General features: G+C 41.4%; 12 protein-coding genes and 3 pseudogenes. 7 read left to right on the plus strand and 8 right to left on the minus strand.

The features are described from left to right. Positions 1 to 243 precede the first annotated feature (243 nt). The 5 genes and pseudogenes from nifN to NPUN_RS44645 all read right to left on the minus strand — a co-directional run. Positions 244 to 1581: a nitrogenase iron-molybdenum cofactor biosynthesis protein NifN gene (nifN, locus tag NPUN_RS01985; RefSeq protein WP_012407195.1), complete on the minus strand. Its 1338-nt coding sequence runs from the start codon at positions 1579 to 1581 to the stop codon at positions 244 to 246. Beyond that, positions 1581 to 2963: a nitrogenase iron-molybdenum cofactor biosynthesis protein NifE gene (gene nifE / locus NPUN_RS01990; RefSeq protein WP_012407196.1), complete on the minus strand. Its 1383-nt coding sequence runs from the start codon at positions 2961 to 2963 to the stop codon at positions 1581 to 1583. The genes nifN and nifE overlap by 1 nt, the downstream gene beginning before the upstream one ends. A 124-nt stretch (positions 2964 to 3087) precedes the next feature. Further along, entirely contained in the window at positions 3088 to 3435 is a 348-nt protein-coding gene (locus NPUN_RS01995) for a Mo-dependent nitrogenase C-terminal domain-containing protein (RefSeq protein WP_012407197.1), read from the minus strand. Positions 3436 to 3593: 158 nt separating this feature from the next. After that, positions 3594 to 5129: a nitrogenase molybdenum-iron protein subunit beta gene (gene nifK, locus NPUN_RS02000; protein WP_012407198.1), complete on the minus strand. Its 1536-nt coding sequence runs from the start codon at positions 5127 to 5129 to the stop codon at positions 3594 to 3596. Positions 5130 to 5384: 255 nt separating this feature from the next. Beyond that, positions 5385 to 5552, minus strand: a pseudogene (locus NPUN_RS44645) (nitrogenase molybdenum-iron protein alpha chain); the annotation flags it as partial. 110 nt (positions 5553 to 5662) lie between these two features. Here NPUN_RS44645 and NPUN_RS02005 point away from each other — a divergent pair. The 5 genes from NPUN_RS02005 (at position 5663) to NPUN_RS02025 (ending at position 9687) form a co-directional block, all read left to right on the plus strand. Next, positions 5663 to 7093: a site-specific integrase gene (locus tag NPUN_RS02005; protein WP_012407199.1), complete on the plus strand. Its 1431-nt coding sequence runs from the start codon at positions 5663 to 5665 to the stop codon at positions 7091 to 7093. 57 nt (positions 7094 to 7150) lie between these two features. Further along, the gene (locus tag NPUN_RS02010) at positions 7151 to 7414 is read left to right on the plus strand and encodes a hypothetical protein (RefSeq protein ID WP_012407200.1); all 264 of its coding nucleotides are present in this window, start codon (positions 7151 to 7153) and stop codon (positions 7412 to 7414) included. Then, entirely contained in the window at positions 7415 to 7879 is a 465-nt protein-coding gene (locus NPUN_RS02015; protein ID WP_012407201.1) for a type II toxin-antitoxin system VapC family toxin, read from the plus strand. It abuts the gene before it with no gap. A 164-nt stretch (positions 7880 to 8043) separates the two neighbouring features. Beyond that, positions 8044 to 8712, plus strand: coding sequence for a hypothetical protein (locus tag NPUN_RS02020; RefSeq protein WP_012407202.1), 669 nt, complete (start codon positions 8044 to 8046; stop codon positions 8710 to 8712). A gap of 138 nt (positions 8713 to 8850) precedes the next feature. Next, positions 8851 to 9687, plus strand: coding sequence for a hypothetical protein (locus tag NPUN_RS02025; RefSeq protein ID WP_012407203.1), 837 nt, complete (start codon positions 8851 to 8853; stop codon positions 9685 to 9687). A 44-nt stretch (positions 9688 to 9731) separates the two neighbouring features. Here NPUN_RS02025 and NPUN_RS40285 read toward each other — a convergent pair. Next, positions 9732 to 9905: pseudogene (locus NPUN_RS40285) on the minus strand (Uma2 family endonuclease); the annotation flags it as partial. Between the two features lie 35 nt (positions 9906 to 9940). Between NPUN_RS40285 and NPUN_RS38510 the strand changes: the two are divergent. Then, a complete protein-coding gene (locus NPUN_RS38510) occupies positions 9941 to 10015 on the plus strand; it encodes an element excision factor XisI family protein (protein WP_234711171.1) in 75 nt (24 codons plus the stop codon). A 65-nt stretch (positions 10016 to 10080) separates the two neighbouring features. On the opposite strand, the gene NPUN_RS02030 is transcribed toward NPUN_RS38510, so the two are convergent. Further along, complete coding sequence (locus tag NPUN_RS02030) at positions 10081 to 10620, minus strand: DUF2267 domain-containing protein (protein WP_012407204.1); 540 nt, start codon at positions 10618 to 10620, stop codon at positions 10081 to 10083. A gap of 250 nt (positions 10621 to 10870) precedes the next feature. Here NPUN_RS02030 and NPUN_RS02035 point away from each other — a divergent pair. Further along, positions 10871 to 11668 (plus strand): annotated as a pseudogene (locus NPUN_RS02035) (dienelactone hydrolase family protein). 214 nt (positions 11669 to 11882) lie between these two features. On the opposite strand, the gene NPUN_RS02040 reads toward NPUN_RS02035, so the two are convergent. Then, positions 11883 to 12530, minus strand: coding sequence for a class I SAM-dependent methyltransferase (locus tag NPUN_RS02040; protein WP_012407206.1), 648 nt, complete (start codon positions 12528 to 12530; stop codon positions 11883 to 11885). Positions 12531 to 12563: the final 33 nt, after the last annotated feature.

The raw sequence follows: 12563 nt of genomic DNA on the forward strand, positions 1-12563 counted from the left end.
AGTTAGTAATATTTAGCCTTGGAAGATCCCCCTTAAAAAGCTACGATACACAAGTCTGAAATAGCTGAAAAACCCAAGGTTTTACCCCACCCTAACCCTCCCCTTATAAAGGGAGAGAACTAGATTTGATTTATTGTTTCCCCCTTTTATAAGGGGGGATTAAGGGGGGGAATTCGACTTGTGTATACACGCCTTAAAGAGGATCGACTTTTAACTGAACTGTTTTGAATTTCAAGTGTGAATTCAAAACTCAGCGCTCACAATTCCGAACTCTTGGAACTGCTTAACTCTCGCTTCTTCTGCCTCTAAAAACAGGTTGCCGATGCCAAACAAAAGTTCCATCGTGCCTCGATAGCCAACTTTGGTAAATTGACCATTACCTAAGCGGTCATAAATGGGCAATCCTAAACGATAAAGAGGAATCGAGAGGCGTTTTGCGATCGCACCGACATTCGAGTTACCAATTAGCAAATCAGAACCGCCTGCTAGACTCTCAAAGTCTTCCAAGTCGCCGATGGTGATGCTTTTAACCGGGAGTTTTTCTAAGAGGTGCGATCGCGTGGTTGTTACCACAGCATGAATTTGACTACCCATCGATTGCAAGAAATGCACTGTTGACCACAACAAGTCTGGTTCCAGCGCTAAGGAAACTCGTTTTGCACCGAAGTAAAAATGAGTGTCCAACATTGCATCTTGCAACTGACGACGTTGGCGGCGGTATTTTTCGGGTACGCTGTTACCGCTCAGAATCGCCAATGCTTGGATAAACTCATCTACTGGTTCTAATCCCGTCAGTTCGCCAAACACTTCGTAAGGTGTGCCAAAGCGTTCTTCTAGAATCTTTGCAGCACCGCGCATACTTTCACCCAATGCCAGGGTAAAGGCAGAACTACCTACTTCTCGTAGCTGTTTTAAGGTAGTTCCACTGACTGTAACCGCACTATAATTATCCTCTAAATGTCCATCTAGAGAAGCGCCAAGGTCAGGTACAAAGATCGGCACTAATCCAAAAGACGTGACTATCTCTTTGATTTCCTGTACATCCCCAGGTGTGAAAGCAGAACCCGCCAAAATCGTGACTTGTTCAGTTCTGAGTCCACCCGCGCGAGGAATTTCCTTAACTATGCTTTCGACAGCAACAGCAAAGCCATCTTGTAACGCACCTTTAAAATCTGGGGTAGGTGCAAAAACGATCGCTAAATCATTCAATTCGGGATGGCGATCGCGGATTTCCTTCAGAAAACCTTCAATGTCATCGCCTCTAGTTTCCGTTAACCCAGTACTACATAAACCAATAATTTCTGGATTAGCTTTTTCTACCAGAGTGAGAATTGCTTGCTCCACATTCTCTTCACCACCCAAGATAGTAGTGACTTCCGTCATCGCTGTGGTAGCTAGGGGAATCGCTTCCCGGAAATGCCGCACTAGGACAACTTTGGCGAAAGCAGTACAACCTTGAGAACCGTGGAATAAGGGCATTGTCCCTTTCAATCCCAAAAAGGCTAAGGTTGCGCCCAAAGCTTGACTTTGCTTGAGGGGATTAACTGTCAGTGCTTTGTTAGAAGCGGTAACGATCGCCATTAAACTTCCTCCTCTTCTTCCCAAGGAGCGGGTTTGCGTATTTGTTCCCAAATCGGGCTATACAAAGCTTCGTACAGTTCCCGCGCCATCTCAATCATTCCCACATAACCTGCATAAGGATGGTGGCGTTCTTGGTTGATATCAAGGAAAGGAATTCGAGCTTTCAAAGCTGTGTATTGGTTACGTCCACCAGCAATCAGCATATCTGCGCGAGTGTCTTTAACCAGTTGTAGCAATTCTTGAGCATTGCCTTTCTCCAGCATGATGCCATCGTTGCCAATCAACTTCTTGATTTTGGCTTTATCTTCTTCAGTACTTTTTCGAGTACTGGTAGCGACAACTTCAATACCCAAGTCTCTAGCAGCCGAGATAATCGACCAACTCTTAACACCACCAGTATATAAAACAACCCGCTTACCTTTGAGTCGAGCGCGATAAGGAGCCAATGCCAAATCTAAAGCAGCCGTTTCTTCTGCAATTAGCTTTTCTGTCCGCTCTTGTAAATCAGGATCGCCTAATTTAGCGGCGATGTTTCGCAGACAGCGATTCATATCATCGATGCCGTAGAAAGACTCTTCAATGTAAGGGATGTTGTAACGCTCCTCCATCTTTCTCGCCATATTCAGCAGCGCTCGTGAGCAGATCATGACGTTGAGCTTGGCGCGGTGGGCGTAGCGAATTTCATTGTAGCGAGCATCGCCCGTAATTTTAGACAAAATACGGATGCCTAATTTTTCTAGCAGTGGTGTTACTCCCCACATTTCCCCGGCGATATTGTATTCACCGATTAAGTTAATATCATAGGGCGTTGTATGTTCCGGTTCTGCTGTTCCGACAACATATTCTAACAAAGCTTCACCACCGAAACGGTTGCCGAGATTTTTACTGCCAATGAATCCTGGGGCAATGACAGGAACAACAGGAATACCAATTTTCTCAGCCGCAGCTTTGCAGACAGCATCCATATCATCGCCAATTAAGGCTGTAACGCAAGTGGCATAGACAAATACTGCTGCTGGTTGGTAGCGCTCTTTGAGTTCCAGAATCGCTTTGTAGAGCTTCTTTTCGCCACCGAAGATGACATCATTTTCACCCAAGTCTGTGGTAAAGCCCATTTTGTAGAGTTGAGGGCCAGACGACAGACTACCACGACTGCCCCAGGAATTACCAGCACAGGCTATCGGCCCGTGGACTAAATGAGCAGCATCTGCGATCGGCACTAGAGCAATCATTGCACCATCAAAGGCACAGCCCCCTTGAGCCGCGCCAGGTTGTGCCTGTTGAGCGCATGATTTGTTTTTCTTTTCCGCTTGTTTGTGCTGATTATGTTCGCATCCTGTCTCAGTCAGCAGCTCGTTGATTTTGCCTTGGGTGCTTTTCATCTCTCTTCTCGTATTGAATTATGCCAATTTTGGATTTTGGATTTTGGATTTTGGATTTTGGATTGAAAGAAAAATCTAAAATTGGCAATCTAAAATCCAAAATTGATTGCCCCATGCCCAATAATTAACAAATGTATTTTGTGACATCCTCTCCACATACATCGGTCAGGTAAGATAGAGCGCGGAAACGCAATCCTACAAATTCGTCATATAAAGGATTGAGTTTACATAGTGGTGGAATATCAATACACTTCCCAAATAATTTAATTTGTCGCTCAAAGGGACAACAACAAGGAATTGTTTGGCAAATTAGATGAGCGATGCGATTATTTTTAACCTGAATTCCATCCACTACACGCCGCAACGGATTAAGAAGATTGTGGAACCATCCTGGTTTTTTCTGGTTAGGTGGATGGTAATTAGGATGAGGATGAGTATGAGTGTGTTCGTGAGTGTGATTGATGGTTTCCATTTATCAATTCCTTGGGTAAATGCTATCAAGAAAAAGGGGAGTTGGGGATGGGAATTGGGGATTGGGCATTGGGTTTGGATATTTCCCTATTCCCTATTCCCTATTCCCTACTCCCCTTCTTTACCCTTTAATTAACACGTTGTGTTTCTACGCAATTTCTAACGAATCAAGTCGTAGGAAATATCTGTCTTAGAAGGAATGTTGGTGTTGCGATCGATTTCTTCAAACAGGGTGTTTACAGTCCAGTTGAGGAGGTTGATCACACCTTGATAACCAATGGTGGCATAGCGGTGTAGGTGGTGGCGATCCATGATGGGGTAGCCGATTCTCACGAGGGGAATCTTGGTGTCGCGCCACAGGTACTTACCGTAGGTGTTACCAACCAGGAAGTCTACTGGTTCGGTGAACAACAATGAACGCATGTGCCACAAGTCCTTACCAGGCCAAACAGTTGCATGTTGACCGAAGGGGCTAGAAGCAAGCAGTTCTTTCATTTCTGCTTCAAATACTTCGTTGCTGTTGTGAACCAAGATATGCACAGGTTCAGCACCCATTTCTAGCATAAAGCCAACTACGCTGTATACTAAATCTGGTTCGCCGTAGATGGCGAAGCGCTTGCCGTGAATCCATGAGTGAGAATCAGTCATGGCATCAACTGCACGACCGCGTTCGATTTCCAATTCTTCAGGAATGGGGATACCGCTCAATTCGCTGAGTTTCATCAAGAACTCATCAGTACCCTTAATACCCCAAGGACGGGAAACTGAGGTTGGTTGCTTCCATTCTTTTTCGATGTACTCGCGGGTTTTGGGTGTAGAGTGTGCTTGCAGAGCGATCGTAGCTTTCGCATTGATTGAATCTGCTGCATCTTCTAGCTTTGTTCCACCTGGGTACATATCGAACTCACCTGTGTTAGGTGAATCTAGGTAGTCGCTGTTGTCGGCTAGAATTGTGTAGTCAAAGCCGAACAAAGAAGCAATCCGCTTGATTTCGCGGTTATTGCCTACGTAGGTGTCAAAACCTGGGATAAAGTTGATTTTACCATTGCTGGTTTCTTTCTTATGACCTGCGGTCAAGTTAGAAAGAATTCCCTTCATCATGTTGTCGTAACCAGTGATATGGGAACCGACAAAGCTAGGGGTGTGAGCGTAAGGTACTGGGAAATCTTGAGGAACTGAACCAGCTTGCTTAGAGTTGTTGATGAAGGCTTGTAAGTCATCACCAATTACTTCTGCCATACAGGTGGTGCAGACAGCGATCATCTTAGGTTTGTACAGTTGGTAAGAGTTCGCCAAGCCGTCAATCATGTTTTGCAGACCACCAAACACGGCTGCATCTTCAGTCATTGAAGAAGATACACCAGAGAATGGTTCTTTGTAGTGACGGGTTAAGTGGGTGCGAAAGTAAGCAACGCAACCTTGAGAACCTTGAACGAAAGGTAGAGTACCTTCAAAACCAACAGCAGCAAAGATTGCTCCTAGTGGTTGGCAGCCTTTAGCAGGGTTAACGGTTAAAGCTTCACGAGCGAAGTTCTTTTCACGATAATCCCAACCCTTTGTCCACTCTGAAACCCGTTTTACTTCTTCGGGATCGTGACCGTTTTCAAACTGCTTTTTGTTTTCAAATAGCTGTTGGTACTCAGGCTGGTGGAATAACTCGACGTGATCTTGAATTTTTTCTGGATTCTGAGGCATTTCTTCTGGACTCCAAGGTTACTGAATTCTTTACTAATTGAGGTGCGAGTCGGATAGAGACGCGATTATACTCTGCGAGAAGCCGCTCTTCGAGCGTCTACGCGTCTGTACAAGGGAGGTGGAAATATGATTCAAAATTCAAAATGCAAAAATCAAAATAAATTTTTAATCTTTCAATTTTGAATTTTGTATTCCCAACTCCCCCCTGGGGTTTTAGCCCCAGGTTATCCTTACTTATCTCACTCTCCCATTTCCCTAAACGGCAGCCTTAGCTTTAGCTTCAGCCTTCTTAGCCTGAGCTTTTTCATTCCAAGGAGCGCCAATTAATCCCCAGGTTGGGCTGTTGAGTGCCAAGTCCATGTCACGTGCGAAGATGGCGAAGCCGTCATAACCGTGATAAGGACCGGAGTAATCCTTTTTGTGGTTTAATTCTTTTCAATAGCCTAATGTTTGCAGTAAACAGTGTCTGTTCTAAACATTGTTCGCTGATAACACATTTATTTTTAGGCTAAATATAGGCTAAAAATACAGCGATGCATAATCAGGGTCAAGACAAGTATCAACAAGCTTTTGCAGACTTAGAGCCTGCTTCATCTACCGATGGCAGTTTTCTTGGCTCAAGTCTGCAAGCACAGCAGCAAAAAGAACACATGAGAACGAAAGTACTACTAGAATTAGAGAAAGTTAATCTGCGTTTGAAGTCTGCAAAGGCAAAGGTGACTATTAGAGAATCGAATGGAAGTCTGCAATTACGGGCGACGTTACCAATTAAGCCGGGAGACAAAGATAGCAATGGTACTGGCAGAAAACAATACAATATCAGTTTAAATATTCCCTCTAACTTAGATGGACTCAAAACGGCTGAGGAAGAAGCCTATGAATTAGGTAAATTAATCGCTCGTAAAACTTTTGAATGGAATGATAAATATTTAGGTAATGAGGCAATTAAAAAAGAATTTAAGACTATAGGAGAATTACTCGAACAATTTGAAAATGAGTATTTTAAAACTCATAAACGAACTACTAAAAGCGAACATACTTTTTTTTATTACTTTTCCCGAACTAAACGATTTACGAATCCTAAAGATTTAGCGATCGCTGAAAATCTGATCAGTTCACTTGAGCAAATAGATAAAGAATGGGCTAAGTATAATGCAGCTAGAGCGATCGCAGCATTTTGCGTAACATTCAATATCGAAATTAATTTATCTAAATATTCCAAAATGCCGGAGAATAATTCCCGCAATATACCTACAGATGCAGAAATATATGATGGAATTCTCAAGTTTGAAGATTATCTGCATAACAGAGGCAATCAAGTTAATCAAAATCTTCAAGATAGTTGGCAACTTTGGCGCTGGACTTATGGAATGTTAGCAGTTTTTGGTTTACGTCCACGGGAACTTTTTATTAATCCTGATATTGATTGGTGGTTGAGTCAAGAAAACACTGATTTGACATGGAAAGTTCATAAAGATTGTAAAACTGGTGAGAGAGAAGCATTACCATTACATCGTCAATGGATTGAGGATTTTGATTTGAGAAATCCTAAATATTTGGAGATGTTGAAGGGGGCGATCGCTAAAAAAGATAACACAAATCATGCTGAGATAACAGCGTTAACACAGCGAGTTAGTTGGTGGTTTCGTAAAATAGGATTGGATTTTAAACCGTATGATTTACGTCACGCTTGGGCAATTCGGGCGCATATTTTAGGGATACCAATCAAAGCGGCGGCGGATAATTTGGGACATAGTGTGCAAGTTCACACGCAAACTTATCAACGCTGGTTTTCGCTGGATATGCGAAAGTTGGCAATTAATCAGGCTTTGAGTAAGAGAAATGAAGTTGAGTTGATTAGGGAGGAGAATGCTAAGTTTAGGATGGAGAATGATAAGTTGAAGTTGGAGGTTGAGAAATTGAGGATGGAGTTAGTTTATAAGCGGAGTTATACTCAGAATTAATACCAATTTTAGATAATTTGGTATAATCTATGGATGAAATTATTGAGATAGAAAATTATGGCGCTAGTAACTCTCCAACAAATCATTAAGCAGCTTGAGACACTTGAAATAGAAGAACTTCAACAGCTTAATCAGACGATTCAAAAGTATTTAGCTGATAAAGAAGAAACAGTCAAGCAAGCAGCATTTCACCAAGCTCTAATCTCTTCTGGCTTAGTAAAGCAGATTAAACATCCTGCTTATGAACCAATAACTGAGCGACGGCTAATTAATGTCGAGGGAAAGCCTATTTCTGAAACTATCATTGAGGAACGCCGTTAGATGGCAATCTACTTCATAGACAGTAGTGCATTGGTCAAGCGTTATATTAGTGAAACTGGGTCAGCTTGGGTTTTGGAGCTATTTGATCCAACTCTCAATAATGAGGTATTTATTGCTGCAATAACCAGTGTAGAAATTATAGCGGCAATTACCAGGCGATCGCGTGGTGGAAGTATCAGCATTACAGATGCGACAATAACACGCAATCAGTTCAAACGTGATTTACAGAAAGACTATCAAATTGTTGAAATCACAGAAAATGTTATTAATTCTGGAATAGTATTGTCTGAAACTTATGGTTTAAGAGGTTATGATGCTATCCAACTAGCAGTAGGTCGTGCAGTCAACAGCATTTGTATTGCTAATGGATTACCTTCTATTACTTTTGTCTCCGCAGATAATGAGTTGAATGCAGCAGTTGGAAGTGAGGGATTAATGATTGAAAACCCTAATAGTCACTCATAATGCAGACTCACTTATAATATTTTCTACTGAAATTGATGTAGTACGTTGCGCTATTTAACAACACAGCCTATTTGTACTTATAACTTAGCACAATAAATTCTAACAAGTAATTATATGGGAATTTTGTGTATAATAAGCTTCCATATATTTAGATATATCGGTGTATGACCAAACTGATGAACGCTGACGAAAATGTGCCGAACCAGTTCTATATCTTCGTCAATGAATTAAATCCCTTAACATATCACAATTTCAATTTCACAGGTGTCTTCTCATCGGGAGCTTTTGGAAGCCTGGATATGAACCCAGAGTTTTTTTATAAGTACCAAAAAGGTAGTGCTAACTACCTTCCCTATGAGCCTTGCGATATGGATAGCATGGCTCTCTCCCCTTACTTTCTGACTGCGATCAATGACTATCGCCTTGAGTACGATGCTGAAATATTTCGGAAGCACTACTACCAGTTCTTCCCCTCACGTTTTTCTGCAATCTACGCGTTTGGGAACATTGAGTCTTGCCAAGCAGTAAATACAAAATACGGCTGGCCTCTCGATTCTGTGAAGCGGTTTCGGCTGATCGACAACCCTCTAAATAGAGTTGTAAGCGTAAACATGGAGCATGTTTCATTGTTGCGCCATGCGTATCGTGTATCAGCACTTCAAGACATAGACAGTTTATGGAGAGGATATTGGTCGGGATTTGGGAATATTGTTCTGGAGTTACCGACCATAGGGTTTCAGCGTAAGCAGTACAAGTCTGGTCTAATCTGGGAGTACCTTATAGAAGGGTGTGTACAACACTTGGATCGCCCACATAACAATGCAATTCAATAATAAGAGCATCCTCAATATAGGGTGCATTGTCACAAAGTGCAATGCAACATGATCTCGAATATCCCAAATATCCGATCAAAGCTGAACCTGACCATTACCACCCCAATCTAATGGGTAAATCTTTTGCTGAACAAAATCATGAATACTCACAAAATAAAATTTAAGGGTGACAAAAAAGGGTACTGTAATATTTGTGGCAAATATTCTCAACTGACACGAGATCATATTCCTCCACAAGGCTGTGTCAAACCAACACTTGTTGAGTTAAGAACTCTAACACAACATATTTCGGTATCAAGTAAAAATTCAACCGATTCTCAAAGTGGTCTAAATATACTCTCTATTTGCGGTGACTGTAACAATAACTTGCTTGGGGCACAATATGATCCAGAATTGATTGAGCTATCTAAAAATGTGGCTGGAATGGTGAGGATTCAGCAAGAACTGGGACTATCTTTGCCAGAAAAAATAAATTTAAGTGTAAAACCTCAAAAATTAATTAGATCTGTCATTGGTCATATTTTAGCTGGAAAGTTGCCAATTACAGGAAAGCCTCCTATATCTGCACCTTTTCCAGATACTTTGAGAAACTATTTTTTGGATCAGTCTAGCAACATACCAGATAATCTTGATATCTACTATTGGATTTATCCATCAAATAAACAAATAGTTATTAATTCACTTGCAATTGGATCATCTCTCGGAGAGGGATTCGTTTCTGGTAGCTGCTTGCTCAAGTTTTTTCCGCTGGCTTTTTGGGTGGTTTGGAACCAGCCAACTTCGTTTCCAATAAATTTACCAAAGATCCCCCAAAACCAAGTTAAATACTTAGATGAAACCTGCGAAATAATGATTGACTTGCGACAGATACCACGTCTTGACTATCCAGAGGTTCCTGGTGAAGGTAGATATATCATGTACTGCGATCACTCAACCTTTTTAGCACAACCGAAAAAAACAAAAGGATTCGGGTAGTACGATCGCACCCCTTCCAATGCATACATCGTTACAAACTTGATTTAGTCAAAAACAACGCCACGATAAATTTCTGCCATCGATAATGCGATCGCAACTGAATCTAAAGAAATCGATACCTCTAAGCTGCTAAAATCACTGAGCAACCAACCTTCAGCTTGTTTACTGTAGCGTTCCACAAAAGGTTCATCCTGCTCGACTAATAAATATTCTCTAAAATGTAGACATCGCAGATCAACTTGTGAGCGAGGGAGTGCCTAAGCAAGATATTGCGATCGCATATCATGCACCTCATGTAAGGCAGTATACAGAGTTTGCTGTAGGCTAAACCTATTTAAAAAGCCTGTTTGCGATCGCTACCCACAAACAGACTTAACTTTTTTATACTTCTAATTAAGCTTGATCCCAAAGCTGACGAACATAATCAGGGAGCGCGCCAGCAATTTCCTGAATCCGCTCTTGGGAAAGTTCGTCTTTGGTGGCAGAAAATACAGCTTTAACTGCTTGTTCTGCATCGACTGATCCTGGAACCCCTCCTTCATTAGCAACCCGCGTTAGAAATAGCTTGGAATCAATTCCAATTGGAGCCGGGCCTCTTAAAGGTTGACGGATTTTGCTTAAAAATCTCACAATTGGATTGGTGTCTTTCCAGAGTTCAGCCACTTCAAACTGGAGTGCTTTCTCATCTGTAGGTACAGCCTCTGTGTGCAGTTCTCCTTCCACGCGCTCAATTGTGTCTTTGGTCATTAAGTCGCGCATGACGCGATACACAACTTCGGTAAAGTCTCTTGCGTCATACAAATCTGCAAAGCCGCTTCGAACCATGACCTTTTCAAGAAAAGAGTGATGTTCATCAGCGATCGCAGTTCGAGTATCTTCAATCTCCGTTGGGTCAACTTCTGGAATATTTGTTCTAAAACTTTGATCGGGCATTGTTTTTTCTTGTGGTTATTATTTTTGAGTCTTTATGCTTACTTTATGTAAGGTCGCACAAATCAAAAACCCTTGGAATCTTCCAGAAGTTTGAGATGGTATCTATTCAAAAGTTAGAAATTTCTTTGATCTGCTCATAGCTGTAAAGTCATGGTTGAGGTGAGGAGAGCAATACTTCTGATGTTTGTGCCCGTCTGTGTCGAAAACCAGTCAAAATAAATGAGTTGGTATAAAAGCAGCCGAAACAAATATGGTAGAAACAACAAACATCGAAATTAATAGTGCAAAAGTCAAAGTACCCAACGGTGATTTAGAAATCGATGCTTACTTAGCTCAACCAGCACAAAACGGAACTTTTGGAGCGGTTATAGTTTTTCCAGAAATTTTTGGAATCAATAGTAATATTCGAGATATCACCGAACTAATCGCTAAACAAGGTTATGTAGCAATAGCCCCTGCGATGTATCAACGTATTGCTCCCGGTTTTGAAGCTGATTTTAGCGCTGAAGATGTTGGGTTTAGTCCAGAAAGCTATAGGCTGGGGTTGGAATACTATCAACAAGTAAAGTATCAAGATATTTTAAGTGATATTCAAGCTACCATTACTTACCTTAAAACTTTACCCAATGTCAAAGATGATGCGATCGGTGTCATTGGTTTCTGTTTTGGCGGTCATGTTGCTTACATGGCTGCAACTTTCCCTGATATCAAAGCAATAGCTTCCTTTTACGGTGGTGGAATTACTACTTCTAGTTATGGCGAAGAGATTCCAACTATTAATCGCACCTCGGAAATTAAAGGTACTATTTATGCATTTTTTGGCACAAGAGATACATTAATTTCCTAGGAGGAAACCGAGCAAATTGAGGCAGAATTAAAGAAACATCAAATCAATCATCGTGTATTTCGATACGATGCCGGACATGGATTCTTTGCCGGATTTTTCAAAGACAAGTACCCATTTATGGAACAACACCCAAGTTACAATCCTGAAGCTGCTCCTGATGCTTGGCAACATGTTATCGAACTGTTTCAAAATCACTTGTAAAACTAAATGATGTAGTCCTACATTGTTGACAGTCTATTGAGAAAGTAAATATTAAGTAGAGTTTGTTACGTCTATGCAAGGATTTGAGAGTTTGAGAAAGTCATGATTAGCCGTAACACACTAAATATGTTGGTGCGTTAAGCATTGCTATAACGCACCCTACAGTTTAAGGTTTACTACAAAATAAAATTACAAGACTGCAATACTGTTGTCTTTAACCTTTTGAGTTTTTAAGCAGGAATTGACAACCACATAAAAATGGGTTTGGACTGTCTGTGCGATCGTCCGCCAACACTTCAATAGTCAGCTTGCTGTTGTAAATCAATTCGTCATAATCCATCAATGCATCCCACTTAATTTTGCCAGTGGGGAAGCCTAGCTGTGAACTACCATCAGCTATTAACTCTTGCCATTTTTGAATCTCTGGATCTTGCGATTTGCAGTAATCGAGAATGGCAATCAATGCACCAGGTTTAGTAACTCGTAGGATTTCTTTAAGAGCAAGAACTGGATCTTCAACGACACAGAGGGTAAATCCTGATGCTGCTGCATCAAAGCTATTATCAGGAAAATCAAGATTGCAGAGATCCGAGATATTGAAAGTGATGTCTGCGGATACGTGCTTTTTACGTGCTTCATTCAGCATCTTTTCAGAAAAATCGATACCCACAACATTTACCCCTTCCGGGTAAGCTGAAAGATTAAGACCTGTTCCTACCGCAGCATCTAGCACGATTTGTCCTGGCTGAAGCTGCAAGGAAGCAATTAACGGTTCGCGCTCAATGTGCCAGTAACGCTTCATAATCGCATCATAATCTGCCGCCCCGCGATCGTAGGTTTCAATCACCTGATTAATCTGCATAGGTTCTTTAACAAATAAAACTACTGATTTTCA

Source organism: Nostoc punctiforme PCC 73102, from assembly GCF_000020025.1.
Taxonomy (GTDB): Bacteria; Cyanobacteriota; Cyanobacteriia; order Cyanobacteriales; family Nostocaceae; genus Nostoc; species Nostoc punctiforme.